23 protein-coding genes and 2 pseudogenes are annotated in these 25,648 nt (G+C 68.9%); 10 read left to right on the top strand and 15 right to left on the bottom strand.

Annotation, left to right across the window (positions count from 1 at the left end; all coding sequences use genetic code 11):
• Nucleotides 1-38: 38 nt before the first annotated feature.
• The 4 genes from ACFZBP_RS37980 to ACFZBP_RS37965 form a co-directional block, all read right to left on the bottom strand.
• Entirely contained in the window at nt 39-1,067 is a 1,029-nt protein-coding gene (locus tag ACFZBP_RS37980; protein WP_391420359.1) for an ABC transporter permease, read from the bottom strand.
• Nucleotides 1,064-2,587 carry a sugar ABC transporter ATP-binding protein gene (locus tag ACFZBP_RS37975; RefSeq protein WP_383460945.1) on the bottom strand — a complete coding sequence of 508 codons (1,524 nt, stop codon included), beginning with the start codon at nt 2,585-2,587 and terminating at the stop codon, nt 1,064-1,066. Before ACFZBP_RS37975 ends, ACFZBP_RS37980 begins: the two co-directional genes overlap by 4 nt.
• 338 nt (nt 2,588-2,925) lie before the next feature.
• Nucleotides 2,926-4,107, bottom strand: coding sequence for an ROK family protein (locus ACFZBP_RS37970; RefSeq protein WP_391420356.1), 1,182 nt, complete (start codon nt 4,105-4,107; stop codon nt 2,926-2,928).
• Between the two features lie 1,067 nt (nt 4,108-5,174).
• Nucleotides 5,175-6,665, bottom strand: coding sequence for a SulP family inorganic anion transporter (locus ACFZBP_RS37965; protein ID WP_391420354.1), 1,491 nt, complete (start codon nt 6,663-6,665; stop codon nt 5,175-5,177).
• Nucleotides 6,666-7,088: 423 nt separating this feature from the next.
• On the opposite strand from ACFZBP_RS37965, the gene ACFZBP_RS37960 reads away from it, so the two are divergent.
• Entirely contained in the window at nt 7,089-7,502 is a 414-nt protein-coding gene (locus ACFZBP_RS37960) for a MerR family transcriptional regulator (protein WP_383460937.1), read from the top strand.
• A gap of 422 nt (nt 7,503-7,924) precedes the next feature.
• On the opposite strand, the gene ACFZBP_RS37955 is transcribed toward ACFZBP_RS37960, so the two are convergent.
• A complete protein-coding gene (locus ACFZBP_RS37955; protein ID WP_391420351.1) occupies nt 7,925-8,575 on the bottom strand; it encodes a redoxin domain-containing protein in 651 nt (216 codons plus the stop codon).
• Between the two features lie 260 nt (nt 8,576-8,835).
• Between ACFZBP_RS37955 and ACFZBP_RS37950 the strand changes: the two genes are divergently transcribed.
• A complete protein-coding gene (locus ACFZBP_RS37950) occupies nt 8,836-9,435 on the top strand; it encodes a TetR family transcriptional regulator C-terminal domain-containing protein (RefSeq protein WP_391420348.1) in 600 nt (199 codons plus the stop codon).
• Between the two features lie 71 nt (nt 9,436-9,506).
• On the top strand, nt 9,507-9,785 hold the full coding sequence (locus ACFZBP_RS37945) for a hypothetical protein (RefSeq protein ID WP_391420346.1): 279 nt from the start codon (nt 9,507-9,509) through the stop codon (nt 9,783-9,785).
• Between the two features lie 72 nt (nt 9,786-9,857).
• Here the strand turns inward: ACFZBP_RS37945 and ACFZBP_RS37940 are convergent.
• The 5 genes and pseudogenes from ACFZBP_RS37940 to ACFZBP_RS37920 all read right to left on the bottom strand — a co-directional run.
• Nucleotides 9,858-9,959 (bottom strand): annotated as a pseudogene (locus tag ACFZBP_RS37940) (DUF6817 domain-containing protein); the annotation flags it as partial.
• 163 nt (nt 9,960-10,122) lie between these two features.
• Nucleotides 10,123-10,812: pseudogene (locus ACFZBP_RS37935) on the bottom strand (NAD(P)/FAD-dependent oxidoreductase); the annotation flags it as partial.
• A 33-nt stretch (nt 10,813-10,845) separates the two neighbouring features.
• Nucleotides 10,846-10,971 (bottom strand): hypothetical protein, encoded by a 126-nt coding sequence (locus ACFZBP_RS37930; RefSeq protein ID WP_391420344.1) that lies wholly within the window; start codon nt 10,969-10,971, stop codon nt 10,846-10,848.
• Between the two features lie 55 nt (nt 10,972-11,026).
• A complete protein-coding gene (locus ACFZBP_RS37925; RefSeq protein ID WP_391420342.1) occupies nt 11,027-11,695 on the bottom strand; it encodes a haloacid dehalogenase type II in 669 nt (222 codons plus the stop codon).
• A 608-nt stretch (nt 11,696-12,303) separates the two neighbouring features.
• On the bottom strand, nt 12,304-13,521 hold the full coding sequence (locus ACFZBP_RS37920; RefSeq protein ID WP_391420339.1) for a helix-turn-helix domain-containing protein: 1,218 nt from the start codon (nt 13,519-13,521) through the stop codon (nt 12,304-12,306).
• 304 nt (nt 13,522-13,825) lie between these two features.
• Between ACFZBP_RS37920 and ACFZBP_RS37915 the strand changes: the two genes are divergently transcribed.
• From ACFZBP_RS37915 to ACFZBP_RS37905, 3 genes are all read left to right on the top strand, one after another.
• Nucleotides 13,826-14,050, top strand: a complete 225-nt coding sequence (locus tag ACFZBP_RS37915) for a hypothetical protein (protein ID WP_391420337.1) — start codon at nt 13,826-13,828, stop codon at nt 14,048-14,050.
• A 392-nt stretch (nt 14,051-14,442) separates the two neighbouring features.
• Nucleotides 14,443-17,469: an aminotransferase class III-fold pyridoxal phosphate-dependent enzyme gene (locus ACFZBP_RS37910; protein WP_391420335.1), complete on the top strand. Its 3,027-nt coding sequence runs from the start codon at nt 14,443-14,445 to the stop codon at nt 17,467-17,469.
• 212 nt (nt 17,470-17,681) lie between these two features.
• Nucleotides 17,682-18,653: a succinylglutamate desuccinylase/aspartoacylase family protein gene (locus tag ACFZBP_RS37905; RefSeq protein ID WP_391420333.1), complete on the top strand. Its 972-nt coding sequence runs from the start codon at nt 17,682-17,684 to the stop codon at nt 18,651-18,653.
• A gap of 321 nt (nt 18,654-18,974) precedes the next feature.
• Here ACFZBP_RS37905 and ACFZBP_RS37900 read toward each other — a convergent pair whose 3' ends face one another.
• Nucleotides 18,975-19,148: a hypothetical protein gene (locus tag ACFZBP_RS37900; protein WP_391420331.1), complete on the bottom strand. Its 174-nt coding sequence runs from the start codon at nt 19,146-19,148 to the stop codon at nt 18,975-18,977.
• A gap of 173 nt (nt 19,149-19,321) precedes the next feature.
• Between ACFZBP_RS37900 and ACFZBP_RS37895 the strand changes: the two genes are divergently transcribed.
• Both ACFZBP_RS37895 and ACFZBP_RS37890 read left to right on the top strand, forming a co-directional pair.
• Nucleotides 19,322-19,795, top strand: a complete 474-nt coding sequence (locus ACFZBP_RS37895; protein ID WP_391420329.1) for a hypothetical protein — start codon at nt 19,322-19,324, stop codon at nt 19,793-19,795.
• Nucleotides 19,796-20,145: 350 nt separating this feature from the next.
• Nucleotides 20,146-20,895, top strand: a complete 750-nt coding sequence (locus ACFZBP_RS37890) for a hypothetical protein (protein ID WP_391420327.1) — start codon at nt 20,146-20,148, stop codon at nt 20,893-20,895.
• A 387-nt stretch (nt 20,896-21,282) separates the two neighbouring features.
• Here ACFZBP_RS37890 and ACFZBP_RS37885 read toward each other — a convergent pair whose 3' ends face one another.
• The gene (locus tag ACFZBP_RS37885) at nt 21,283-22,776 is read right to left on the bottom strand and encodes a DUF1996 domain-containing protein (RefSeq protein ID WP_391420325.1); all 1,494 of its coding nucleotides are present in this window, start codon (nt 22,774-22,776) and stop codon (nt 21,283-21,285) included.
• A gap of 551 nt (nt 22,777-23,327) precedes the next feature.
• Here ACFZBP_RS37885 and ACFZBP_RS37880 point away from each other — a divergent pair.
• Entirely contained in the window at nt 23,328-23,912 is a 585-nt protein-coding gene (locus tag ACFZBP_RS37880) for a hypothetical protein (RefSeq protein WP_391420323.1), read from the top strand.
• A gap of 3 nt (nt 23,913-23,915) precedes the next feature.
• On the opposite strand, the gene ACFZBP_RS37875 is transcribed toward ACFZBP_RS37880, so the two are convergent.
• Together ACFZBP_RS37875 and ACFZBP_RS37870 are read right to left on the bottom strand one after the other, a co-directional pair.
• Nucleotides 23,916-24,083 carry a WYL domain-containing protein gene (locus tag ACFZBP_RS37875; RefSeq protein ID WP_391420413.1) on the bottom strand — a complete coding sequence of 56 codons (168 nt, stop codon included), beginning with the start codon at nt 24,081-24,083 and terminating at the stop codon, nt 23,916-23,918.
• Nucleotides 24,037-24,417, bottom strand: a complete 381-nt coding sequence (locus ACFZBP_RS37870) for a hypothetical protein (RefSeq protein WP_391420321.1) — start codon at nt 24,415-24,417, stop codon at nt 24,037-24,039. Before ACFZBP_RS37870 ends, ACFZBP_RS37875 begins: the two co-directional genes overlap by 47 nt.
• 492 nt (nt 24,418-24,909) lie before the next feature.
• Here ACFZBP_RS37870 and ACFZBP_RS37865 point away from each other — a divergent pair, with 492 nt between their 5' ends.
• Nucleotides 24,910-25,086 (top strand): LuxR C-terminal-related transcriptional regulator, encoded by a 177-nt coding sequence (locus ACFZBP_RS37865; RefSeq protein WP_391420318.1) that lies wholly within the window; start codon nt 24,910-24,912, stop codon nt 25,084-25,086.
• Nucleotides 25,087-25,097: 11 nt separating this feature from the next.
• Here the strand turns inward: ACFZBP_RS37865 and ACFZBP_RS37860 are convergent, their stop codons facing one another.
• Nucleotides 25,098-25,583, bottom strand: coding sequence for a hypothetical protein (locus ACFZBP_RS37860; RefSeq protein WP_391420316.1), 486 nt, complete (start codon nt 25,581-25,583; stop codon nt 25,098-25,100).
• Nucleotides 25,584-25,648 lie beyond the last annotated feature (65 nt).

The raw sequence follows: 25,648 nt of genomic DNA, 5'->3' as shown, positions 1-25,648 counted from the left end.
GGTGTCAGGGCCGCCGTCCGGGGGTGTGCGGTACGGCGTCAGGTGTCACCGTGCAGCGAGCGGCGCTGGACGAGGACGGCGGCGACGATGATGGCGCCCTTCGCGATCTGCTGGACGGCGGTCTCCAGGTTGTTCAGGGCGAAGATGTTGGTGATCGTGGTGAAGACCAGGACACCGAGGACGGAGCCGATGATGGTGCCGCGGCCGCCGCTGAGCAGGGTGCCGCCGATGATCGCCGCGGCGATGGCGTCCAGTTCGTAGAGGTTGCCGTTGGTGTTCTGGCCCGAGCCGGCGAGCACGATCAGCATGAACGCGGCGATACCGCAGCACAGTCCGGACAGCAGGTACAGGTACAGGCGCTGGCGGCGGACGTCGATGCCGGCGAGGCGGGCCGCCTCCGCGTTTCCACCGACCGCGACGGTGCGGCGGCCGAAGGTGGTGCGGTTGAGCAGCAGCCAGCCGATGACGGTGACCGCGGCGAAGATCAGGACCAGGGGCGGGACGCCGAGGACGTAGGAGTCCCTGGCGCCGAGATCGAGCACGGACTCGACGCTCACGACCTGGGTGCTGCCGTCCGTGATCTGCAACGCCAGGCCCCGGGCGGAGGCGAGCATGGCCAGCGTCGCGATGAACGGGACCATCCTGCCGTAGGCGATCAGCACACCGTTCACGAGGCCGCAGCCCACACCGACGACCACGGCGGTGAAGAGGATGCCGGCGAAGCCGAACTCCTGGGTCGCCACGGTCGTCGCCCACACCGACGCGAGCGCCACCATCGCGCCGACCGACAGGTCGATCCCGCCGCTGGTGATGACGAAGGTCATGCCGACGGTGACGACACCGATCACGGACGCCTGGGTGAGGACGAGTTGCAGATTGCTCGTCGCCAGGAACTCGTCCGGTGCAGTGATCCCGCCGACCGCGACGAGAACAGCGAGGACTCCGAGCAAGGACAGCGTGCGCACGTCCCACCGCCGACCGATTCGGCGTGAACTGTCCTGGTCCTCCGCGGACTTGGCGGCGGACGTCGGCGCTTCCTTCTGCGCCGCAGTGGCCGGCTGCGTCATGGCGTCGGGCTCCCTTCCATCACAAGATCGAGTACACGGTGCTCGTCGAGCTCCCGGGCGTCCGCGGTGTGCACGACGCTGCCCTCACGGAGCACCAGCACCCGGTCGGCGAGACCCAGGACCTCGGGCACCTCACTGGACACGAGAAGCACGGCCAGGCCCTCGTCGGCCAGCCGGCGAATCACGGCGTAGAGCTCCGCCCGGGCGCCTATGTCGACGCCCCTGGTCGGCTCGTCCAGCAGCAGCACCTTGCAGCCCCGCAACAGCCACCGTGCGAGGACCGCCTTCTGCTGGTTGCCGCCGGACAGGGTCCTGATCGCGGAATCGGGATTGTCCGGCCGCAGGGACAGTTCCCGAACCGCCTGGTGCGTCGCGGCTCGCTCGGCACGCCGGTCGATCCAGCCCGCGCGGGCGAACCGGGACAAGGTGGAGACCGAGACGTTGCTGCTGACGGATTCCAGCATCAGCAGGCCCTGCGCCTTGCGCTCCTCGGGCGCCAGGCCGATCCCGGCGCGGACGGCGGCACGGACGCTGCCAGGGCGCAGGGGAGTGCCGTCGACGAGGACGCGGCCGCCGTCGGGTCTGCGAGCCCCGTAGATCGTCTCCAGGATCTCGCTGCGCCCGGACCCGACGAGCCCGGCGAGGCCGACGATCTCTCCGGGCCGCAGTTCCAGATCGACGGGCGCGAACTCCCCTCGCCGGGTGAGCCCCTGGACCGTCAGCACCGGTTCCTTCCCCGTGGCGAACCCGGCCTCGGGCCGCTCGGGAAAGACGTACTCCACATTCCGCCCGGTCATCAGGGCGACGACTTCATGGGTCGGCGTCGACTTGGCAGGCAGACCGCCCGCGACCGACCGGCCCTCCTTGAGGACCGTGACCCGGTCGCCGATGCGCCGGATCTCCTCGAGGCGGTGGGAGATGTAGATGACGGCGACCCCCTCGGCCGTCAGATCGCCCACGATCCTGAAGAGGTTGTCCACCTCTTCGGGGTCGAGCGCCGCCGACGGCTCGTCCATCACGATCAACCGGACCTCGTGGGACAGGGCGCGGGCCATCGAGACGATCTGCTGCTGCGCCGCGGACAACTCGCCGACCAGCCGTGTCGGATCGATCTCCGAGTGACCCAGACGTTTCAGTAGCTCCCTGGTCGCCGTACGGGCGGCGGCGCCGCGCACGACGAACCCGGCGGAGGTGGGTTCGTGGCCGAGGTAGACGTTCTCCGCGACGGACAGCCCCTCGATCAGGTCGAGTTCCTGGTAGATCGTGGCGATGCCCAGACGCATGGCGGCGATCGGTGATCCCAGAGTCACGGGCTCGCCCTGCCAGGTGATCTCACCGCCGTCGGGCTGGTGGGCTCCGGCGATCACCTTGATCAAGGTGGACTTGCCGGCGCCGTTCTGGCCGAGCAGGCAATGGACTTCACCGGCCTGGACCTCCAGGTCCACACCGTCCAGGGCGCGGACGCCCGGGAACGACTTGGTGATGCCGGACATGGTGAGCAGGGGTGGTTGTGGTGCCATGAAGGATCCCCTCGGCGGGTGCGGTCCGTGAGTGGGCAGGCTGGACAGGGTGGTTCGGGTGCGTGGGCAGCTCTGTTGAGCCCCGTGGCGTCGTGTGCGCCGGGACGTGGTAGCGCAGGGCACGGCAAGGGAGGGACGGAGGCCTGATGGCCTGGCAACCATGAGGGGCCGTCAGCCGGCGGCGACATGCGCCGGCTACGGCGGTCCTGGAGATGTTGCCAGAGGTGTTTCCGGAGGTGTTTCTGGAGGATTTGCAACGGTGCCCTGGGGTGCCGGAGTGACACCACAGGTTGTCGTGGCGTGAGTCGCGGTCCGTTGCCGACGGGGTCGGGGAGCGGTCAGGCTGGTGAGAAGACGTGGTCGCTGATGAGGCGGGCCGCGCCGATGGCTCCGGCTGCCGGTCCCAACTCGCCCAGCACAATCGGTAGGTTGCCCGTGGCCAGCGGCAACGACTGCCGGTACACCTGGGTCCGAACACTGGCCAGCAAGGTGTGCCCGAGGCCGGTCACACCGCCGCCGATCACCACCAGTCCCGGATTGAAGAAGCTGACAAGCCCGGCGATGACCTGCCCCAGCCGCCTCCCGCCTTCCCGAATCAGCTCCAGAGCCACCGCGTCCCCTGCCGCCGCGGCAGCCGAGACGTCCGCGGCTGTCAGGCGCCCCGCTGTCTCGAGCCGGGAAGCAAGCTCCACCGACCGGCCCTCGCGTGCGGCCTGCTCCGCGTCAGCGGCCAAGGCGGCACCGCTGAAGTGGGCCTCCAGGCAGCCCCGGTTGCCGCACACACACGCGCGGCCTCCCGGTTCCACCTGGATATGTCCGATGTCACCGGCACTGCCGGTCGTCCCGCGGTAGACCTGGCCACCGACGACGATGCCGCAGCCGATGCCGGTGCCGATCTTGACGCAGAGGAAGTCGCCCACGGATCGGGCGACGCCCGCGTGCTGCTCTCCCATCGCCATCAGGTTCACGTCGTTGTCGACCATGACCGGGCAGCCGAGTTCCTGGCTGAGGGCCTCCCGCACGGGGAAGCCGTCCCAGCCCGGCATGATCGGTGGCGCGACCGGAACGCCCTCGGGGAAGCGGACCGGTCCCGGGACGCCGATCCCGGCGCCGTCGAAGCCCTCCAGGAGCCCCGTGGCCCTCAACTTGGCTGCCATGGCCAGGACTTGCTCGAAGACCGCGACCGGGCCCTCACGCACGTCCATGGGCTGGTTGAGATGGCCCAGGACCTCCAACTCGGCGTTCGTCACGGCGACATCGATCGATGTGGCGCCGATGTCGACACCGAGGAAGCGCAGCGTCGGCGCGAGCCGGACGTTGTGCGACCGCCGACCACCTCGGGAGGGGGCCAGCCCGTCCGCGACAACCAGCCCGGTCTCCAGCAGCCGGTCCACCTCCACGGCCAGCTTGGACCGTGACAGTTCGACCTGATCACCCAGCTGGGCACGAGAGTTGGACCCGTGGTCACGCAGCAGACGAAGCAGTCGTGCCTGATGCGCGTTCTCAGGTCGAGCAGTCATCCGTCGCACGATCCCTCCTCTCCCTCACCCATGTTCTGGAGACTCAGCACCTGTTTGCGCCTGTCTGCACTGTCTGCGTCATCAGGCTGTCGGGGAGGAACGTAACAACGATTTTCCAGAGTGGGAAGGACTTACGCGCGAGTAGCGTGCAACTTTTTCCACGTTCAGGACAAAGTCTGAGTGGGTGGACTCCGGAAGCCCCTGGGCCCGGTACGACGGCCAGGCCAGGACCAAGCCAGGCAATCTCCCAGGTCGGAGCAGGTGAGTGGTCTCATGGCCGCAGTCGGGTTCGACGGTGCCGGTTCGAGCGACTCGCTGTACCAGTTCCGGCCCGAGGGCCTCCGCAGCCATCAGGGCCACCGACCCCGCCGCCAAGGGCCGCGCCTCGCTGACCTTCCGGGTCGGAAGCGAGACGAGCCAGAGCACCCCCGATCGACGTCGGCGCCCGCTGACCGCCACCCGTGCGCGATGGGCCGCCGTACGTGCTGCGGCCCTGGGGGAGTAGTTCGGTGTCCCCGGTCTCCTGGACATCGAAGAGATCAAGTAGGCAGGTCGGTCGGCCGCGGCAGCGAGAGCACGGAGCCTCCGACGGCGGGCACGGCGCCGCGGTTCTCCGAAGTGCAGCCGCCCCTCGTGCGGCGCGACGAGCTCCCGTCCAGCGCAGGCGCCTCACTCAACACAGGTGGTGGCGGCGGATCAGCGCGGCGGGATCGGGCATGCCGAACTGCGCTGGCCTGGTGGGTGGTGCGCTGGTGTTCGGTGCGACCCGGCATACGGACGGCGTGCATGGACGGATGTGGGCGGGAACCACGGCGGTCTACGTGGTGAGCGGCGACGTGGGCGCGGTGGCCGCCGGGTGGTCGCCGCCGGCGGCGAGGTCCTCGAAGCGCCGCACGAGGCCCGGTTCGGGTTGGGCGCGGCCGTATTCGTGTGCATGTGCAGGATCCGGAGGCCAACTTGTGGACCTTCGGCACCTACCGCGGCCCTTCGCCCGCGCAGGGCTTTTGGGTGGAGCCGACAGGGCCCCGGCCGGTTGGCCGGGGTCTCGGTGAACGCGGTGCTGGAGGTCAGTGGCTGCCGGTGAGTTCACCGCTGAGCTTCTGGTGGATCTGGGCACTGGGCTGGTTCAGACCGACGATCTCGACTTCCTTGCCGCGCTGGGCGTACTTGGTCTCGATCGAGTCCAGGGCGGCGACGGAGGAGGCGTCCCAGATGTGGGTGTCGGACAGGTCGATGACGACCTTGTCCGGGTCGGTGGCGTAGTTGAACTGCGTGACCAGGTCGTTGGAGGAGGCGAAGAACAGCTCACCCGTGACCCGGTAGACAACCGTGCTGCCGTCGGGGTCGACGACCGCGGTGACCTCGGCGAGGTGCGCGACACGCTTGGCGAAGATCACCATGGCGGTGATGGTGCCGACGACGACGCCGATGGCGAGGTTGTGCGTGGCGACCACGACGGCAACGGTGAGCGCCATGACGGTGATCTCCCCGGCCGGCATGCGCTTGAGCGTCTTGGGGGCGATGGAGTGCCAGTCGAAGGTCGCGAAGGACACCATCACCATCACGGCGACGAGCGCGGCCATGGGAATGTCGGAGACGACCGGGCCGAAGGCGATGCACAGCACCATCAGGAAGGCGCCGGCGAGGAAGGTCGAGAGCCGGGTGCGGGCTCCGGACACCCGTACGTTGATCATCGTCTGTCCGATCATGGCGCAGCCGCCCATGCCGCCGAAGAAGCCGGTGACGATGTTGGCGATGCCCTGACCGATGGACTCACGGGTCTTGTTGGATCGGGTGTCGGTGATCTCGTCGACCAGCTTGGCGGTCATCAGCGACTCCATCAGGCCGACCAGCGCCATGGCGAGGGCGTAGGGTGCGACGGTGGTGAGGGTGTCGAGGGTGAACGGCACGTCCGGCAGGCCGGGGGTGGGCAGCGAGGACGGCAGGGCCCCCTTGTCGCCGACGGTCGGCACCGAGATCCCGGCCGCCACCGTGATCACGGTGAGGATGATGATGGAGACGAGCGGCGCCGGGATCACCTTGGTGACCCTCGGGAAGAACACCATCAGCCCGAGCCCGCCGGCGATCAGCGGGTAGACGGCCCACGGCACGTCGTGCATCTCCGGCACCTGCGCCATGAAGATCAGGACGGCGAGCGCGTTGACGAAGCCGACCATCACACTGCGCGGCACGAACCGCATCAGCTTGGCGACCCCGAGCGTGCCGAGGACGACCTGGAAGACGCCGGCCAGGATGACGGCGGCCACCAGGTAGCCGAAGCCGTGTTCCCGGTTCAGCGGCGCGATGACGAGGGCAACGGCACCCGTCGCGGCGGAGATCATGGCGCGTCGGCCGCCGACGATGGAGATCGTCACGGCCATGGTGAACGACGCGAACAGTCCGATCGCCGGGTCGACCCCAGCGATGATCGAGAACGAGATCGCCTCGGGAATCAGCGCGAGGGCGACGACCAGGCCGGCCAGGACTTCGGTGCGCCAGATCTTCGGGTTGTTCAACCAGTCGGGACGCAGACCGCGCAACCGCGCGGCAGGAGACACAGCAGCAGAAGACAAGGAGATGCGTACCTGTCGTGCTCGGGCACACCCGTCGGCAACGGCCGGGGGTGTGCGGGACGCGCGGAGGCCGGGTCGGCGCTCCGCTGGCAGCCCGGGAAACGGGCCGGAAGTCACATGGGGTGCAAGCGTGTGAGGTGGGCGGTGCGCACGAGGCGGCCGGGCGACTCACGCAGGGGGCGAAGGCTCACGGCGGGCAGGCGGCGGCGATCAGCGTCATGGGATCACGCACGCTCTCTCCTGCAAGAATCGGATCATCGCCGGGGGCGCCGTCGGCCCCGGAACGGCAGTAGCGGGACGGCCGGGCCGCCCTCCGCATCAGCAACTCTACCCTAACGTTAGAGTAGAGTTCGGAGGGGTCGCGCAGGACGTGACCCGTCCCGAGGAGAAGGGCCAGGAACCGCGGGCGTGGACGGCAAGCACATGCAGATCGGCGAGGTCGCCGCGCGGACGGAGCTCTCCTTGCGGACCATCCGGCACTACGAGGAAACCGGCCTGGTCATCCCCTCTGCCCGTTCCCAGGGCGGCTTCCGCCTCTACACCGAGACCGACGTCGCCCGGCTCATGGTCATCCGCCGGATGAAACCCCTCGGCTTCACCCTGGAGGAGATGCGCGACCTGCTGGACGCCACTGACCGCCTGGACAGCGACGAGGCACTCGACGACAGCGAACGCGGGGCCCTGCTCGAGCGCATCCGCACCTACCAGCAGGCAGCCGCCGAACAGGTGGAGAAGCTGCGCGTCCAACTGGCCCGCGCCGAAGACTTCGCCGCCACCCTGGACGCCCGCTTGGAGCGGGGCTCACCGGCCGCCCACATCTAGAACAGGGGCGTCACGGAGGGCTGTATTTCGGTGAGTTGCAGTGCCGATCCCGCCGCCGAAGCCGTAGCGCCGCCGAAGCCATAACGCCGTCGAGGCCGCAGTCGACCGCCCGCGTACCTGATCGTTTTCGACGTCCTTGAGAGGGACGGTGCCGAGCTGCTCGCCCGGCCGCATCGTGAGCGGCCGGGCGATCCTGGAGCTCCTCCTCGCCCGTGGCGTGCTCGTCGCCCCGTTCACGCCGTGTCCCGTCATCTGCGACCGGGCTACGGCGCTGGACTGGCTGGCCCCTGCTTGGGGCGTGGTCGGAGCGACGGCTGTGGCATCCCTGGGGAGTTGGGATACGACCCGTACGGCCTGACCTGGTTGCGGAGTTCCTGGCTGGCGCGGCGGTTGACGAGGGCCGATACCGTCGCCCCGTCGGCTCAGTTCAGGGCGTCGAGGGCGGCGAGGATGTCGGCCGGTTCGGCGCGGGTGGTGTAGTCGGCGGTGACGAAGGCCCAGCGGATCAGGCCGTCGCGGTCGATGACGTAGGTGGCGGGTAGCGGAAGGGTGCGTGGGTGGCCGTCGTTGACGCGCTGGAGGTCGAAGCCGAGCTTGTCGTAGACGGCGGCGAGGTCGTCGGGGAGGTCGAAGGCGAGGCCGTAGCTCTTGGCGGTGTCGGAGCCGATGTCGCTGAGGACGTCGAAGGCCAGCTCGTGCTTCTCGGTCAGGGTGAGGGACTCGTCGGGGATCTGCGGGGAGACGGCCACCAGGTGGGCGCCGCGGGCGGTGATCGCCTCGTGGTGCTGCTGGAGGGAGCGCAGGGCGATGTTGCAGTACGGGCACCAGGCGCCGCGGTAGAAGGTGAGCACGACCGGTCCGCCGGTGAGCAGGTCGTCCAGGACCACGGTCTGCCCGGTCGCGGTCGGCAGGCGGAAGCGCGGGGCCTGGGCGCCGACGGTCAGGGCGCGGTCGGCCTGGCCGGAGTCGGCGAGTTCCTGGCCGGCGCGCCGCATGATCTGTCGGACCTCGGCGGGAATCTGCTGTTGGCGGGCTGCGTAGAAGGTGCGCAGTTCGGAGTTGAGGGTGGTCATGGGGTTGGTGCCTCCTGGTCGGTGACTGGAGCGGACCCATCAAATCTTGAAATGACCGTTCCAAGATAGGGGCATGAGTGGTTCCGCGCCAGTCGTGCGGAGGTGCCGGTGGGTCAGAGGCTCGTGAGCGGGCGGTGGAAGAAGCTGGATGCCTTCATGCTGGGGGGCCTGTCCCGCTCGCTCTGTACCTGTCGGCGCCTTCGCGGCGGGCTGAACCGGGAGTATCTTGGAATCCTCATTTCAGGATGGTGGAGTGAACCATGCCGGACATCAAGCACTTCGATCCGGACGCCACCCTGGAGACCGTGGTGCGGCTGTTCTGGCGGCAGGGCGTGGCCTCGACCGGGATCCAGGACGTGGTGACCGCGACCGGTCTCAACCGCTCCAGCCTGTACGCCACGTTCGGCGGCAAGCAGGAGCTCTACCTCGCCGCGCTGCGCCGCTATCTGCAGCAGCGCTCGCAGCCGATGTTCCGGCGCCTGGCCGAGGATGAGCGGGGCCTGCCGGCCGTCTTCGAGTTCTTCGACGGCCTGATCGAGGCCCGCTGCTCGGGGGAGTACGCCCGCTGGGGCTGCATGGTCTCCAACGCGCACGCCGGGGTGGAGAACAGCGACCCTGAGGTGCGCGCCGTCCTTGACCAGCACCACCAGGAGTTGCGTGACGCGCTGCATGCCGCCCTCGTCACCGCCGACGGCCAGGACCAGCTGTCGCCCGGTGCCGATCCGGGAGCGTCCGCGGATCTGCTGTCGCTGCTCGCCTACGGCGTCAACCTGCGCTCCCGCGCCGGTGCGGATGCCTCGACCCTGCGCAAGACGGTGACCGCCGCCCTGGACTCGATCGGAGCCCGGGCCGAGGCCTAGACGTGGGGGGGATCCGGCTCTCAACTGGGGTTGGGGGCAGGTGATGTGCCCGGACATATGGCGTGGTCTCCATGAGACTGCCTGTTCTCTTCAAGCTCTGCGGATGGCTGCGAGGTAAGAACGGCATCGCAGGACGACCAGGCAGGCTGGCTGAGCAGAGGGCGAAAGCGGGTGAACAGGGAGAGGAGTTCGCCTCCCCACTGTTCCCGGAAGGACGGGTCGATGCAGGCGAGGTCGAGTTCGTCGGCGGCCGCGAGCTCGGCGATGTCGTGACACCGTTGAGGTTCGGGGAGGCCGGCGTGACCGGTGAACCGGTCATGGACGTAGCCATCGGCATCCGTCAGTGCTGAATAGGTGGGTTTCCGGTCGCACGAGCCGTAGAGATCCACGATGGCTTCGGCCTCGGCTCCGATCACCGCCGCGAGTTCGGCACGGCGGTCCAGGGACAGCAGCGCGGTGGGGAAGCCGTCGGTGCCGTAGTACGCGTGGCACAGGCCCGCGAGCCGGAGGGCTGGGCGGTCGCCCCACGCCGCGAACTGCTCCTGGACACGCTGGAGGTGCGCGAGGAAGGCTCCCCTCCGGGACGGACGAGCTCCGCCGCACCGAGATCGCGCAGGAGGGGGCGAAGCGGGCCCGGCCGCCGAAGGCGAGGCGGTTGTCCGGGGTGAGGCGGATGTAGTGGCCGATGTTCTTGGAGTCCACGACCACGCGGTTGTTGGGGATGAGCTGCCGGGCCCGCTCCTCGCCCAGCGGCTCGGTGACGATGACGAAGCTGCCGACGTTGATCAGCCACTTGCGGAACCAGGGCATGGCCTTGTCGCTGTAGGCGTCGGTGGCCGCCATGACCTGCGTGGCGCGGATGGTGCCGTGCAGGGTCTCGACGAGGAAACCGCCCTCGGGCATGCGGTGCAGCGCGCTGCCGGCGTTGCGTTCGTGGATCTCAGCCCCGGCGCGTTCGGCGGCCCCGGCCAGGCCATGGACGTATTTGCCGACGTGAAGGTGCGTGCTGAGCGGGTCGAGCAGGGCTCCGTGGTAGTAGTCGGAGCCCAGCTCGGCACGCAGATCGCTCTTGCTCAGTAGCGTGGTGTCGTGGCCGAAGTTGTCGGCCAGGTCGCGCTGCTTGGCTCGCATGTTCTCGAAGTGCTGCGGCTTGAACGCGACTCCCAGACGCCCTACGCGGTGGAAGTCGCAGTCGATCTGCTCCTTGACCGTCAGCTCCTCCACAACATCCACCGCCGTGCGGAAGGCGTCGTACAGTTCCCGGGCCCGCGGCTGCCCGTAGCGCTTGCGCGCCTCGGCGGGACTGATGGTGATGCCCTGGGTACACATGCTGCCGTTGCGCCCGGAGGCGCCCGAGCCGACCTTGTCCTTCTCCACGAGGACGACGGGGGCGCCGTTGCGTGCCGCGTGCTAGGCGGTGGACAGGCCGGTGAGGCCGCCGCCGATGACCACCAGGTCCGCCTGCTCGGGCAGGGGCTTGCCGGTCCGGTCGGGGACGGCAGGAGCTGTGTCGAGCCGGTAGGGGATCTGCTTCATGACGTACGTCCTCGGGTCTTCCTGGTCGTCCAGGGTTCTTCTCTGAGGCCCGGCCTCAGCAGCCGAGCAGGGCCGGCAGGCCGGAGAGGTTGGGCAGCTCGTCGTAGGGCTGGTAGTCGGCGCTGCCGCTGTGGAATTCGTAGCGGTTGATCCACACGCGGCGTGCGAGGCCGAGGTCGCGGGTGGGGATGAGGTCGTACTCCCAGCCCTGGGCGACGTGGATGACCTGGGCGGGGTCGATATCCATGGTCTGGAAGGCGTACTCGAAGGTCTGGCGGGACGGCTTGTACGCCTTGGCCTGCTGGGCGGTGATGACATGGTCGAACTCGACGCCGATGTTGGTCAGGTTCTGGGCGATGAGGTCGTCGTCCGTGTTGGAGATGATGGCGATCTCGTACCGGGACTTCAGCGCCCGTAGGGCGGCCGGGACCTCGGGGTGGGGGCCGAAGGTGGGCACGGCCGCGACCAGGGCCTCGCCGTCGGACTTCCGGTACTCCAGGCCGTGGAGACGCATGGCTGCCTCCAGGCTCGAGTGCAGCACCTCGCGGAAGGGGCGGTAGGCCTCCAGGATGGCCTGGAACCGCATGACGCGGAAGTCGTCGAGGAACTCGTCGACGTTCAGGCCGTCCAGGTCCAGCCGGTCGGCCAGTACCTTCAGGGTGGTGGGGCCGAGCTGGAAGTCAACCAGGGTGCCGTAGGCATCGAAGGTGACGATCTGACGCATGGTATTCAACCTCTTTCCAGGCATATCGGACACTCCATTCCATGGGAGTCACGATCTCGTCGAGTGCGGCCAGGTCCGCCGCATCGGGAGTTCAGGCGGCTGCTGCGGCGTTGGCGGCGACCTGTTCAGGGGGCAGGGGGGGCTTGAGGGGGTGCCCGAGGGGTCGCCGCTGGAGGACGAGCCCCCGGACAGGGCCGGGGACGGTGAATGCTGCTCAGGTAGTCGGCGGCAGCAGCATTACTGCTCCGAGTGCGATGAGCCTTTCTCCGACCCGAGGTGATGCGTCAGTGAAGCACCGTGAACAATCCGGCAACAAGGGACGTGAGGCTGCGAGATCGACCGCGTATTTTGTGCCTGTGCACAATTTCCTGTCAGGAACCTGGTGCGGTCCCCGCCCGAACCGGCTGAGTCTCTGGGAGGCACCGCGAGCGGCTCCGGCACGAACTGCCGCCGCTTCGCGCTGCCGCCCGGCGGCGTGACCGGGCTGTCGGCCGCCAAGGCCGCCGTCCTCATGAGGGGCCTTTGGCCTCTGACCGCCGCGCTTCGGCTCCGGCTCTCTCGGTCGTCGTCCCCGGCCGGTTTCCGCAACCCGTCCAGCCATCGGTGGATCAGGACACCGTCGCCCGGAAGCGGGCGCCCGCGTCCGTATCCAGCCAGGCCAGGGCGAGGACCAGCCGGGCGGCGTCGTTCGGTCTGGACAGCTTCAGCCCGGTCGCCTCTTCCGCGGCCTGCAGGCGGTTGCCCACCGTGTTCCGGTGACGGTAGGTGCGTGCGGCCACCTCGGCGACCGAGCCCAGGTCGAGGTACCAGCGCAGGGTCTCGACGATGTTGTCGCTGTCGCGCAGCCCGAGGAGTGGGCGCAGCACGCCGGTGGCCATCGCACCGGTGAGCTCCTCCTGCGCCGACATGATCGCCCCGACCCAGTGGCCCTCCACATGCCGCACTCCGGGCTGCGCGGAGCTGCGGATCGCGGCACGCGCGAACCGGATGCCCCGTGCCGTCAGCGCCAGCCCGGGGACTTCCGCGACGCCGCAGCGCCACGGAGCGAACGGCCGCAGCATGGCAAGCACGGTCTCTTGATCGCACCGTCCGTGACGGATGATGCCGAGGAGCTCGTCACCCATCCATCCGAAGTGACGCAGCAGGCCGCCCCGACGCAGCGCATCGTCGACCTGGGACAGAGCCGGGTCCCCGGTAGGAACGGATTCGACCACGACCACGGTCAAGGCGACGTGCTCGGAGAAGCCCAGCAACGTCGAGGCCTCGGCGACCGTCGCGGGATCCTGCTCCCCTTCCAGGACGAGGCGGCTGAAGGCGCGGTTGCGCACCTCCGTACGACGGCTCGCCAGGTCGCGCTCGGTGCGGCGGTAGGCGTCGACGACCTCGACGCTGTTGGCGTCCGTCGCCTCCCAGACGCGGATCAACCCGTCGAGGAAGTCGGGATCGGCGCTGATGCCACGTGCCCGCCCTTCCGCGAGCACGGCCTCCCACAGGGTCCTGAGGTCCAGCTGGAAGGAGTGCATCAGAGCGGTCAGGGGGAACGCCTGTTCCGCTCGCTCGCGTCCCACGTCCTCGGTGGCGCGCGAGACCGTCCGGGGCACAGGACCGCCGGCCAGCCGGGTCAGGGCGAGTTCGAGGGTTCGTCGCATCCCCTCCCGTTTCTGGACCGGGTCCCAGTCCGCCGACGCGTAGGCGGCCTCCTCGGCTTCCAGCTGTGCGAGAGCACGAGAGGTCAGTTCGTCGAGTCGTTCCTCGAGGAGCTGGCGCGCGATCGCCTGCACGGCGTCGTGCCGGGCCCCACCCTGGCGGCGTCCCGGGCCGCTCATGAGGACCGCCCCTCGCGACGACAGCCGTCACCGGACGGATACGGGGCCGTCTCCGGGAAAAGTCGCTGACATGCCGGTGGGGCTTCCTGCCAGAAATTGTGCACAGGCACAAAATACAGGGCCGATGTCGCGGCCTCGCGTCCCTTGTTGCCGGATTCTCCGCGGTGTTTCACTGACGCATCACCTCGGGCTGGAGAGGGCTCGTGAATGACCACCCACTTGGAGCAGCAATGGCGCTTCCGTAAGCACCTGATCCCCAGTCCGTCACCTTGAGTAGGCGCTGCTGAGAGGCACCGCGTCCCCCGTGCAGGACCGGCTGCACTTCGCCGCCACCGCGTCCCTCGAGTCAGTCTCGGCCTTCCGCCACGGGGCCCACCAGGGGGGCGATGACCAAGGCGGCCGAGCCAACCGGTTCGCCAGGCAGAGCGGGATCGAGATCACCCAGGATTCCCCCAGAGGCTACGCCGAGCTCAAGGCGAGGGTCGAGGACCAGAACGTCACCTGGGACGTCATGACGGCCGCCGCGTGAGCTGATGACCGGTCCCGATGAACGCTCCGCCTTGACGCACGGCCCACCTCGGACCTGATCGCCGGCCAGGTGTCGAAGCGCGTCCTGGTCCGGGCCCCTGCAGCCGTGGCACTGGGGCATCGAAGTACCGAACGGGGGAGTGCGCCTGGACCTGTCGGTCGCCGACCTGGTCGAGATCTGTGCAGCCCGTGAAGCGATCGAGACCACAGCCGCGGCCGCCCTTCCCGCTTCCTCCCCGGGAACCGCGTCGATCGGACCGTCCGGGAGCCGACTGACAGGGTCGGCCCAGGGCCGACCCAAGTGGCGGCGGGGGACCGGCCACGGCCCGAGCGTCGTGACGCAGGCCCGCGGTGAGTGATGAGCGACCTGACGACGAGAGAGAGAACGCACCGATGACCTCAGCGACCACCACCGGCCAGGACGGAACGACCATCCCCGGTCACACCGGCGAACTGCCGGGCTCGCTTCTCGATCACGTGCTGCGGCAGTCCTTCGGACTCGAAGGATATGTCCAGCACCCACTGGGCGGGGAGATCGACCAGAACGTTCGGATCACCGGCGATGACGGCATGCGCTACTTCGTACGGGTCACCCGCGCGGAGCCGGACTCAGCCGACGTCCTCTGGCAGAACTCACTCCTCCAGCATCTGGCCTCCACCGTTCCCGACCTTCCGGTGCCACGACTGGTCCCGACACGCGACGGGAAGTGCCTCGCCGGCGTCGTCCACGAGGGCCGAACGCACGTGGTCCGCGTGATGAGCTGGCTTGAGGGCCGGGTCCTGGCGGATCTCGACGACCATCCCGCGGCGCTTCTGCGTCAGTTGGGAGAAGCCGCTGGGCGGCTGAGCCTCGGACTCTCCAGCATGGAGCCACCGGTGGGCTTGGAACCGCACGACTGGGACCTGCGCCGGGCCGCTGAGATCGTCGAGGCGTCGCTGCACGCTGTCCAGGACGCGGACCGGCGGGAGTCGGTGCGCACGATCATGGGCTGGTACGACGATCTCCTGCCGGCCTTGGACCGACTGCCGCGGAGCGTCCTGCACCAGGATCTCAACGACGCCAACGTCCTGGCCGACGCCGACGAGGACGGGGTGCTGCGGATCTCGGGCATCGTCGACCTGGGCGACTCGCTCTACGGGGTGCGCGCGGCGGAGGTGGCGATCGCGGCGGGCTACGCCATGGTCCGCAAGGCCGACCCGCTCGCCGCGGCGGCCGAAGTCGTGGCCGGCTTCCACTCGGTGCTCCCCCTCACGGCTGAGGAACTGGCGGCTGTCTATCCGTTGGCGGCCGCCCGGCTGTGCATGAACGCCGTGACGTGGACGCGCCGGGTCGCCGAGAGCGACACGCCGTACGGGCGGACCCGCGTGCAACACACCTGGCCGACGATCGCACAGGTGGCCGAGGTCTGCCCCGACGTTGCCGAGGCGACGTTCCGGGTCGCGTGTGGGCTCCCCCCGACGCGGGAGCAGGGGCGGTTGGACGAGGTCTTGGCGAAGGCGGCCCGAGAGGGCGCCCCACACGCACCGGCTCCGCGGCAGCTCGACCTGCGACCGGACAGTGATCTCTACGACGAGGTCGACTGGCACGACACGAGGGCGGTCCGCGCGCGCGTCGACGACATCCTCGACGTACGGCGACGGCGCGGCTACGTGCCCCACCTCAGCGCCTCGCTGCTCCTGGGGGGCCGGCGCCGCCCAGGAGCCGACGAGCCCGCGACGGTTCAGGTCGGCGGCACGCTGATCCTGGCGGAAGCCGAGGAGGTCGCCAGCCCGTTGTCCGGCGTCGTCGAGTCCCACGGTGGTCGCGGTGAGCCGTTGGTGCTGCGACACGCGGTCGAGGGTGAGGAGTTCTGGACGTGCTGGTGGGGGCTGACCGACTCGCCGCCCGTCGCGGCGAGGGTCCCGGCCGGGGCGCCGTTGGGACGCGCCGGCGCGAGCGAGGAGACGGACCCGCTCGGGTCCTGCGTCCAGGTGCAGGTCCACCGCACCGCGCGGATGGCCACGTGGCCGCCGCCTCGTGTCGTGCCGCCTTCCGCACGGCAGGTGTGGAGCCACCTGTCACCCGACCCCGCCCGGCTCCTCGGGTTCACCGAATCCCCCGCCGCGGTCCCCACCATCGACGACGTCGTCTCAGTGCGCCGTCGCCACATCGCCCGCTCCCAGCGCAACTACTACCGCACCCCGATGAACCTCGTTCGTGGGCGGGACGTGTGGTTCCACGACGAGGACGGTCTGGCCTATCTGGACTCGCTGAACAACGTCACCCACGTCGGCCATGCCGAGCCACGGGTGACGGCCGCCGCCACCCGACAGCTGCGGAAGCTCAACACCAACAGCCGTTTCGTCTACCCGCAGATCGCCAGTTACGTGCAGAAGCTGGTAGCGACGCTGCCCGACCCGCTCGAGGTCGTCTTCCTCGTGTGCACCGGCAGCGAGGCGAACGACCTGGCGCTACGGATCGCCCGCCAGGTGACAGGTCGTCAGCACATCGTCAACATCGACGGCGCGTACCACGGAAACACCGGCGTGGTGACCGGGATCAGCCCGAACCGTTACAAGGGCCCCGGCGGCGCCGGTGCACCCGCCACCACCCACGAGGTCGTCATCCCGGACCGCTACCGCAGCACCTACGGGTACGACGACGCGGACGCCGGAGCCAAGTACGCGCGCGACGCCGCGGCTGTCATCGACCGGATCACGGCCGACGGACGACCCCCGGCCGCCTTCATCGCCGAGTCCCTGATGGGGTCAGGCGGGAACATCGTGTTCCCCGACGGCTACCTCGATGGCGTGTTCACCGCTGCCAGGCGGGCGGGCGCCCTGTGCATCTCCGACGAGGTCCAGGTCGGCGTCGGACGACTCGGGCCCTGGTGGGGGTTCGAGCTCCAGGGGGTGGTCCCGGACATCGTCACGATGGGCAAGCCGCTCGGGAACGGGCACCCCCTCGCGGCGGTGGTCACGACTCGGGAGATCGCCGACGCGTTCGACACGGGCATGAAGTACTTCAACACCTTCGGCGGCAACCCGGTCTCCTGCGCGATCGGCGAGGCCGTGCTCGACATTGTCGAGCAGGACGGGCTGAGGGAGAACGCCGTGAGCGTGGGCGGGTACTTCGCCCAGTCGCTGCGCGAACTCCAGCAGCGCCAACCGCTCATCGGCGACGTGCGGGCGGAAGGGCTCTACCTCGGCGTCGAACTGGTCCGCAACCGCACCACCAAGATGCCGGCCACTGAGCAGGCCTTCACGGTCACCGAGCTCATGAAGGAGCGAGGCGTCATCGTCTTCCCCAATGGCGTGCACGACAACGTACTGAAGATCAAACCGCCCATGACCTTCCGCCGCGAGCACGTGGACCTCTACGTCGACGCGCTGGACGAGGTCCTGACCCTGCCCGAACTGCGCTCGGCCGTTCAGCCCTGAGACGGGCAACCGTCCACTCAGGCAATGAACGAGAGCGGCCCGCGAAACGCGAGAAGTACCCTGCGGGCCGGCTTGTCCCGCCAGATCTTCAACTCTCGCCCTCCATGGGCGACATCGCCGCGGACCTCGCGCTGGAGGGCCGCACCTCCCAGCCGATCGACTTCATCACCACGAACGGCCGTACCGCGGCCTGAGTCCGAACGAGGTAAGACATGACCCTGACCATCGGCGCGCTGCGGGCCGAGCCCGGCCAGAAGAAGCGCGGGGTGCTGCCCGCCGACCTCGGCTCCACGACGGCGGAGGTTCCCCTGATCCTCGTCAACGGCTCCCGTCCCGGCCCGCGAGTCGTGATCACCGGTGGTGTCCACGGCGGCGAGTTCGTCGGCGTCGACGTCGCCACCCGCCTGGCCGGGCTGCTGGAGCCGGACGATGTCGCCGGCCAGGTGGTGATCTGCCCCGTGGCCAACCCCCCGGCCCTGTACGGGGGCAGGCTCAACATCTCCCCGCTGGACGGCGTCAACATCAACCGCGTCTTCCCCGGCGACAAGGACGGCGGCCCCACCGACCGCATGGCGGCCTGGCTGTTCGAGCACCTGATCGATGGTGCCGACGCCTACGTGGACCTGCACAGCGGCGGCATCGACCAGCGTCTGCTCGACTTCGTCGGCTACCGCCTGACCGGTGACGACGAACTGGACGCGAAGAACAGGGCGATGGCCCACGCGGTCGGATACGAGCGGGTCATCTTCAGCACCAGCGCGGACGGCGGCAACAGCCACGCCGCCGCGAACCGGCAGGGCGTCCCCGCGATCCTCGTCGAGACCGGGCAACTCGGCGACCGCGACCCCGTCACCGTGCGCAGGCTGCTCGACGCCCTGTACCGGCTGCTGCACCACCTCGGTGTCATCGAGGCGTCGCAGCACGTCAAGCCGCCAACCGTGCCGCCGCGCGAGTGGATCTGGACGGGCGAGGTCGCGTCCAAGGTCACCGGTCTGTGGTACCCGGCCGCGGTCACTGGTGACAAGGTGACCGAGGGGCAGACCATCGGCCGCATCATCGACCCGATCGACGGCACCGAGCACAAGGTCACCGCCACTGCCACCGGAACGATCATCTACGGCATGAACGGGCTCTCTGTCCGCCCCGGCACGGAACTCGCCGCCATCGCCGCCCCGCACCACTGACGGGCCGCATGCCCGCTCACTGATTCCACCCCCTACCCCACCACTTCCAGGAGACTTGTCATGACGCGCCGTCGGCCAGGTGCACGTTATGGGGCTTCGACGCCGAGACCGGCGACGAACCACCGAACGGTCTGATCGCTGCCCGCTCTCGCCCACGGAAGCAGCCGAGCGAGCGAGGCGGCCTGGTCGTAGGCGAGGAGGTCGGGGCTGGTCCGGAGTGGTCGTCATGACTGGCCCCCTTCGAGAAGCCGGGCTTCGAGGTCGGCAGCGGGGTTGTTCAGCTGACCCGGAGAATCTCGTCGCGCAGTGTGCCCAGCAGGGTCAGGGCGCGGATCCGGGATCGCCGCACTGCGCCGCGCCGTCGATGACCTCGCCGCCAGTACGTACGCGATCGGCGAGCTGATGTTGGAAGTCGCCCCGGCCCATCTGTCCGACACCGACGCGGCCGACGTCCTGGCGCTGCTGCGCGAGGAAATCGGTGAGCCCTTCAAGCATGGCCTCTCCGCCCGCCGCTACGATGTCCGGCGACCAGCGACGCGCAAGGTGCGAGTGCGTGATCGGCCCTGTGGTTGGTCAAGCCGACTCTGCACTTCCGTCGGCCCTGACGCTGGGGCTCGATGTAGAGAAGCGTCGTCTACCGGTGGTTGGTATCCACCATCCTGACGTCCATGGACCTGTGGCCGAACATCATCTCAGCGGCGAGTGCTCTGCTCGGCGCGACAGTAGGAGTCGTGGCGACTCTCCTCGGCGAACGTTGGCGCACGCGTTTGAGCGTGCTCCAGGAGCAGCGCTTGGCCGATGCCCGGCTCCGTGATGAGCGTAAGGACGTTCTACTGCGATTCTTCGCCGCTGTGCGTCCCGTTGAGCGACTTGCGGAGCAGCGGTGGGACGGACAGGAGCTGCATCCCGACGAGGCCTCCGAATTGACCAGCACGTTGTGGTTGTGTCGGCTGGAGGTGGAACTGCTTTGCTCGCCGCCCGTGTGGGAGGCCGCCCACAGTCTCACCCTCGTGGTCACAGATGCTGTGTGGGTGCCACCATCAGACCGCACCCACCTTCACTTCTCGGACAAGCGCAATGCGGTCATCGCGGCGGCTCGTGTTGAGTTGGGCGCCGAAGCGGGAGTCGTCAGTCCTGCCTGACCTTCACAGTCGTGAGACCGGCCGGCCAGGCGTTCAGCGCCTCGGCCCCAGGCAAGATCCAATTGAACTGTGCAGCGACTGATCAAGGTCAATCTGAGAGGTACAAAGTCATGTAGCGCAGCATTTTCATGGGCCGGGTGGCACACGGGTGTCGCGGCCGCTGCTGTTGCGGGCTACCGACGGAATTCGTTGACCTGCGGCAACATGGTCCGTGAGGTGGGGATCTCCCGTGCTGAGGTTTGAAGGTTCCCGAGTGAACTTCCGTCCGATGGGGGGACGGCAGGCCTGAGCGGGAGCCCTGGCTGGAAGGTCCGCGTATGCCGCCAGAGGAACCCGTCTACCCTGACCGAATGATTGACGAGGGGGACTTCCGGGTCGGTGACGTGCTGTCGGTTGCTTGCCCCTTCACTGTGACCAGGGTCGAGCAGGGTCTCACGTGGGATCACGTGTCGGTGCGATGGCCGTGGTGGGAAATCGACACCCAGAATGAGTTCGCGCACTGGAACGGGGTCGTTGCCCTCGGCGTGAACAGCGGCGGGAGCGTCTCGCCCGAGGTGGAGGCCGAGCTCTTTCGAACGGACCCCCCGCCCGAACAATTGAAGGCGGGAGACATCTGCCGGGTCGGCGTTCCACCCACCGTCGTGCACGTGACAGACGTCGAACACCATGACCCTCCGCTGGAGACGGCCTGGCTGCCACATCCCACCCAGACGGTGACGGTGCTGCCCCGAGGTCTGTCCTATCGCGAGTTCCCGGACGAGAGCCACCTTGACGGCTCCGGTTACACCATCCACCCTGGCGACGGGATCCCCTTCACCTTCGAGCTGTTGATGCGCCCATACGCATCCCTCCAGGTGGGCGACGAGGTCGCCGATGCCGTCGGCCGCGCATGGCGGTTCGACGGGCCCTGGAACTGGACCGCGTTCGACGGGGAGCCGCCCGGCGCGGGCCCTGCGTGGCCGCTCGTCCTGCTCACCCGAGCAGGAACGCCGTGCTCAGTTGAGGACGCCGAAGCGGTGGCTGCGAGTACGGCGAAAGGATCGCATCAGGAGACGATCCGAGAGTGGATGGCACTCACCGAAGCCTCGCCCACACCCTGACCCATCCGGACGCCTGCGGAATCTCTGCCCGTGGGTGAGCGAGGAGGTGAGCGAGGACCGGGGCCACGGGCCGACTATCGTGCACCGTCACAACGGACCTGGCCGCCCAGACGGCTGACCCGCGACATTCCGTCACCTAACGAGCCGCATTTCGTCGGTAGCTCAAGGAGGCGAGCAAGCTCGCCGCCCGCGAACCCGCCGCGGATGAGCACGTTTTCGCCGACTTGAGGACCCGTGACACGGCGAAGCCCCGCCGGGAATGCGGCGGGGCTCTTGCGCGCGGTGTGTGATGAGGGCGGTGCGGCGGCTGTACTGCCTGTGCGGTGTGGGCCTGCGCAGGCCGGCCCAAGGGTCGGCTTCCAGGGGCTTAGTATCCCGGAAACGCGATCATCGGCACTGTCGACCGGTGTTGATGCACTGGACCATCCGGTTCATGAGGCTCTCGTCGAAGACGTTGATGAAGTCGCCGTGGTCCGTGATCGGCTTGTGCATCTGCTCCGGGAAGCCGTCCACCGCGTAGAACGGGTTGGCCTTGCCGTTGTCGTCGAGGCTGGGGGCGTCCACGTCGTAGACGAGGCGCTGGACCAGCTGTGGGATGGCCTTGAAGCCGTTCGGGCAGGCACCGGTCTTCGGGTCGGCGAACGCGACGTGCGCGCGGTGGTTGGCGCTGTCGGTGCTCCGGCCGTCCCAGCAGCTCTGGAACTTGGACGTACGGACCAGCTTGCTGCCTTCGGGGCAGATCGGATACTTGTCCGTCAGCTGCCGGTCCTCGAAGCCGGTGCAGCTCCAGGCCGCGTTGGCGTTCGCTGTGCCGTTGGTGAACGCTTTGGCGTCGCCGGTGATGATACGCAGGAACTTGGGCATCGCCACGACCTTGCCGCGCGGGCTGCCGACGAAGTTCAGGGTGACCTGCGAGGCGGTCAGAATCCGGCCGGTGTTGCCCTCGGCCCCGCCCCCGAGCTGCTCGGCGTCGAACTCCTGGGTGCCGTCCTGCAGTCGCAGCACGGGCCAGTAGTAAGTGGACTTGTCGCCCTGGTTGCGGCAACTTGTCGCGGCGGCGGCGAACTCCTCGTTCGTGGTGAACGCGTCGTTGTCCTGGTTGCCGACGTAGTCATGTGTGTGGTGCGCGCCGTTACTCACACCGGGGGCCACGATGATGTTGTCGGAGTTGTACAGCTTGTTGGCGTTGACGCCGCAGCGAGTCGTGAAGAGGCCCTTGGAAGCGCCGCGCGATGTACGGGGCCGCTGCACATTCGGCTGGACGGTGGTGATGTCCACGAAGTCGGAGGCAACCGGACCATTGCCCGCAGGGCCGCCGTTTCCGTTCTGGCCGGCGTCGTTGCCCTGCCCCTGCCCCTGCCCCTGCCCCTGCCCCTGGCCGGTGCCCTGCTGGTTGCCGACGGTGCGCAGCGAACAGGCGGCGAGGGGTTCAAGGCCCTGCGGCCTGGGGCCCGACCTGCCGATGGCGATCGCGATCCGGTCGATCGTCGCGACCCGCTTGTCCTTGAGCGGTCCCATGATCGCGTTGTTGGCGAAGTCGCTGTCCTGCTGGATGGCACGGGCCGAGGTTTGCAGCCGCCGGTATGCCTCGGCCACCTGCTGGTCGAGGAGCGCGAGCTCCCTGTCGACCAGCGCCCTGGCCCCGTCAGGGACCGAGCTCAGCTTCGCCCCGACATCCGGGCAGCTGATCGTCGTGGCTCCGGCCGCCAGGACTTGGTTCGCCTCCTGGGATGCGCGCCTGGTCGAGGCGCTGTCGCCGTTCTCGTGGGCGGAGGCGTACACGTTGACCGCTATCAGCCCGCCCGCTCCCAGAGCCAGGCCTGCTACCGCGGCGATGGCTCGGCGAGCCGTCTTCGATCGCTTGCGCATGTTGCGTCGCATGGGATTCCTCTGAAGGTTCGAATCAAGTGGGGTCTTGCGAGCTTCGGATCACACCGCGGTAGGCATTCGCCGTCAGGCGCGGTGAGGCTGGTTGCGCCCATGGTTACGGGCGGGATCAACGGCAGCGTCGGGAATCCGACGGCGCGTCATGCCTCCGTAAGAACTTGGCTCGCCGGGGATTTGCTTCTGCTCCCGGCCCTCCTGGAGGGGGCCAATCCTGTGGTCGGCCACCCGGCGGTGGTGGCTGCCCCGACAGGTCCGACCGACCTCGTGTCTCATTTGTGGGATCCCGTCGCCCCCGCCCGCCGACGGCAACACCCGCATGACGGGCCTGGACTTCCGGGGTGCTGCCGGTGCGTGAGCGGGGCGCTGCCGGTGCTGCTCCGGCCTGGCTGTGCGGAGGGCCTGGAGCGGTCGTCGTCGGCATGTCAGGTGAGTTCTTCACTCTCGCCGACGGGCCTGCCGTCTTACGGAGGTCTTACGCGTGGTGAGCGGGGACGGCGGAGCAGTGGGCGGCCGCCTAGCGTGACGGGATGCGATCCTTCCGTACCGTGCGCGTGACAGTTCTGGTCACTGCGGCTCCGCTGCTGTTGGCCGCCGCTGGTCTGATGCATCCCCGGCATCTGACGGCATCGACGGCCGGCCACTGGGCCGGGATGCACATCGCCCTGCTGCCCGTCTTCCCTCTCCTCGTCCTCGGCCTGGTGGCCCCCCTGTGGGGGAGGCCCCGCCGGGATGCGGAGGGGGCGCTGACGGTTCTCGCCTGGGCCGGGTGCCTCTGGTTCGCCGCGTACTACTCCGGTCTGGACGCGGTGGCCGGCATATCCGCCGGCACCGTGGTCGACCACGGCGTCCGGGGTGCGGCCGGACCGTTGTTCGTCGTCGGAGACGAACTGGGCCGGGCCGGTGTCTACGGACTCGCCGTGGCCTCGTTCGCCACGTGTGCGGTGCTCTGGCGCCGGCACGGCGTGCGGGTGTTGCCGGGCGCCGCCGTCCTGTTCGCCGCCTGCTGGTCGTTCGTCGACAGCCACATCTTCTGGCCCAAGGGGGTCTTCACCATGCTCGGCTTCGCCGCCGCCTTCGCTCTCCTGACGGTGGCGGCGGCCCGGCCCACCGAGGCCGCGCCGACGCGGTAACGCTTACGAACCCCTGATGCCGAACTCCTGACGGACAGACCCGCGTACGCCAGTCGCCGCGATGGTGTCCCACGCGACGAGATACCAGCGGCGGACGAAGCTGACCAGGCTGTACGGATCGACATCACGGACGGTGGGGCCGGTGTGCGGGCTGGCGTAGTCGAAGCGCAGGCGTTCGTGGCGGCGGCATGCCTTGGCGGGCCGTGACCTGGCTTGCGTTGGAGTAGACCTTCACTTCGGTGGTGGCGTCGGTGCGCTGGGTCCAGCGGCGGCTGGTGATGTAGAGGGTGGGAGTGGTCGCCCAGTTGGCCTTGTACCAGTAGAAGGCGTGCTTGCGGATCTGTCGGTCGCGGGTGACCAGGCCCTTGTCGTTGAGCCCGGGCTGGCTCCCTTCGCTGCGGCCGTCGGAGGCGAAGTCGAACATGGCCCAGACGGACGCGCCCCAGATGTACGGACGGGTGGCGAGTTGCTTCCAGTACGCCAAGCAGATCCAGACGACCGTCATCGTCTCCACCCCCGCCGAGCCCACCTACTCCGTATCGGGCCCCGTGCAACGCAACAACTTGCGCACCTACTTCGTGACCGTGCCCCGAGGGCGCCACCTCCCTGGAGATCACGCGCACCCAGACCGACGACCACACCTCCTCCTTCTCCGGCATGGACCCGTACGCCGTCCCCCGCCCTTTCGAGGACGACGTCAACCCGGCGCCGGACGTGATCGAGTACCCCCGCCCGACCCCTGGCGTCTGGGAGATCGTGACCCGGGGCCCTACAACGCGAAACTCCTCGACAACTCCTACGACCTCCACGTCACCGTCGCCGGCACGGCCGTCGGCCCGCAGACCGTGGCCGTACCCGAGTCCGGCGACCTGGTCGAAGCCCTGTCGAGCACCGCTGGAGGGATCGGCGTGCTGCATCCGCTGGTGCCGACCGACTCGTACGGCTGCGAAGGCTGGCCGCCGACTCGACCTCCTCCGCCGACTCCGACTCCGCTTCGATGGGGAAGTCCGACGACGTATACGGGCTTTCGCCACGGGAATGCACCACCCTGGACCTGCTGTCCGCGGGCCGCACGGTCGCGGAAACCGCCGAACACCTTTCGGTGAGCGAGAAGACAGCTCCGCCCTTCACCCGCGTTCAGCTCCGAGTCGAAGGCAGGCGCCCCCGGCTGTGACCCCGCGTGATCTACCACCAGGCGGAGCACTTGGCCGGGGGATCCGTGACCAGCGAGCCGCAGACCCGGAACTGGTACGCGGGGTCGGTGCTGGTCCTCCGGAAGGGCGTGGTCAGGCTCTGTCCCGCGGACCGGACGGTGAAGGGACCGCACTGGAGCCAGGGGGACACGGAGTCGGCGTTGTCCCAGCCGCCTGCCCGCCAGTCCATCCAGACCTTGTCGCCGGGCCGGGTCTGACCGCTGATCTTGCCGAAGCCGATCTGTGTGCTGCCGTAGACGCCCTTCTCGAGCGTGAAGTGGACGTTGCCGACCCAGAACTCCCGCGGCTTCCTGGTGTCGCCCGAGGCGTTGTCCGGGTGGTCGCGGAAGCCGCGCTTGCCTCCCACGCAGTCGGAGGCCGCGGCCGCGGCGGGCTGCGGGGGCTGGGCGAGGACGACACCGGTGGCGACCGTGCACAGTGCCGCGACCGTGGCGAGGGTGGAACGGAGCAGGCGCATGAGAGTCGTCTCTTCCTGTCTGTGGAAGGACCCCGTGATGAGGCCGGGGTCTGGAGGACGACTCG

The organism is Streptomyces sp. NPDC008086, from assembly GCF_042957325.1.
Taxonomy (GTDB): Bacteria; Actinomycetota; Actinomycetes; order Streptomycetales; family Streptomycetaceae; genus Streptomyces.
The sequence above is the reverse complement of the archived record's forward strand: the minus strand, read 5'-3'. Positions and strand labels throughout refer to the sequence as shown.

What these genes read in the sequence shown, in the direction of transcription:
- ACFZBP_RS37980 (WP_391420359.1), bottom strand. Translation starts at nt 1,067, where the DNA reads ATGACGCAGCCGGCCACTGCGGCGCAGAAGGAAGCGCCGACGTCCGCC.
- ACFZBP_RS37975 (WP_383460945.1), bottom strand. Translation starts at nt 2,587, where the DNA reads ATGGCACCACAACCACCCCTGCTCACCATGTCCGGCATCACCAAGTCG.
- ACFZBP_RS37970 (WP_391420356.1), bottom strand. Translation starts at nt 4,107, where the DNA reads ATGACTGCTCGACCTGAGAACGCGCATCAGGCACGACTGCTTCGTCTG.
- ACFZBP_RS37955 (WP_391420351.1), bottom strand. Translation starts at nt 8,575, where the DNA reads ATGACCACCCTCAACTCCGAACTGCGCACCTTCTACGCAGCCCGCCAA.
- ACFZBP_RS37950 (WP_391420348.1), top strand. Translation starts at nt 8,836, where the DNA reads ATGCCGGACATCAAGCACTTCGATCCGGACGCCACCCTGGAGACCGTG.
- ACFZBP_RS37945 (WP_391420346.1), top strand. Translation starts at nt 9,507, where the DNA reads ATGAGACTGCCTGTTCTCTTCAAGCTCTGCGGATGGCTGCGAGGTAAG.
- ACFZBP_RS37930 (WP_391420344.1), bottom strand. Translation starts at nt 10,971, where the DNA reads ATGAAGCAGATCCCCTACCGGCTCGACACAGCTCCTGCCGTCCCCGAC.
- ACFZBP_RS37925 (WP_391420342.1), bottom strand. Translation starts at nt 11,695, where the DNA reads ATGCGTCAGATCGTCACCTTCGATGCCTACGGCACCCTGGTTGACTTC.
- ACFZBP_RS37920 (WP_391420339.1), bottom strand. Translation starts at nt 13,521, where the DNA reads ATGAGCGGCCCGGGACGCCGCCAGGGTGGGGCCCGGCACGACGCCGTG.
- ACFZBP_RS37910 (WP_391420335.1), top strand. Translation starts at nt 14,443, where the DNA reads ATGACCTCAGCGACCACCACCGGCCAGGACGGAACGACCATCCCCGGT.
- ACFZBP_RS37905 (WP_391420333.1), top strand. Translation starts at nt 17,682, where the DNA reads ATGACCCTGACCATCGGCGCGCTGCGGGCCGAGCCCGGCCAGAAGAAG.
- ACFZBP_RS37900 (WP_391420331.1), bottom strand. Translation starts at nt 19,148, where the DNA reads ATGCTTGAAGGGCTCACCGATTTCCTCGCGCAGCAGCGCCAGGACGTC.
- ACFZBP_RS37895 (WP_391420329.1), top strand. Translation starts at nt 19,322, where the DNA reads ATGGACCTGTGGCCGAACATCATCTCAGCGGCGAGTGCTCTGCTCGGC.
- ACFZBP_RS37890 (WP_391420327.1), top strand. Translation starts at nt 20,146, where the DNA reads ATGATTGACGAGGGGGACTTCCGGGTCGGTGACGTGCTGTCGGTTGCT.
- ACFZBP_RS37885 (WP_391420325.1), bottom strand. Translation starts at nt 22,776, where the DNA reads ATGCGACGCAACATGCGCAAGCGATCGAAGACGGCTCGCCGAGCCATC.
- ACFZBP_RS37870 (WP_391420321.1), bottom strand. Translation starts at nt 24,417, where the DNA reads ATGACGGTCGTCTGGATCTGCTTGGCGTACTGGAAGCAACTCGCCACC.
- ACFZBP_RS37865 (WP_391420318.1), top strand. Translation starts at nt 24,910, where the DNA reads ATGGGGAAGTCCGACGACGTATACGGGCTTTCGCCACGGGAATGCACC.
- ACFZBP_RS37860 (WP_391420316.1), bottom strand. Translation starts at nt 25,583, where the DNA reads ATGCGCCTGCTCCGTTCCACCCTCGCCACGGTCGCGGCACTGTGCACG.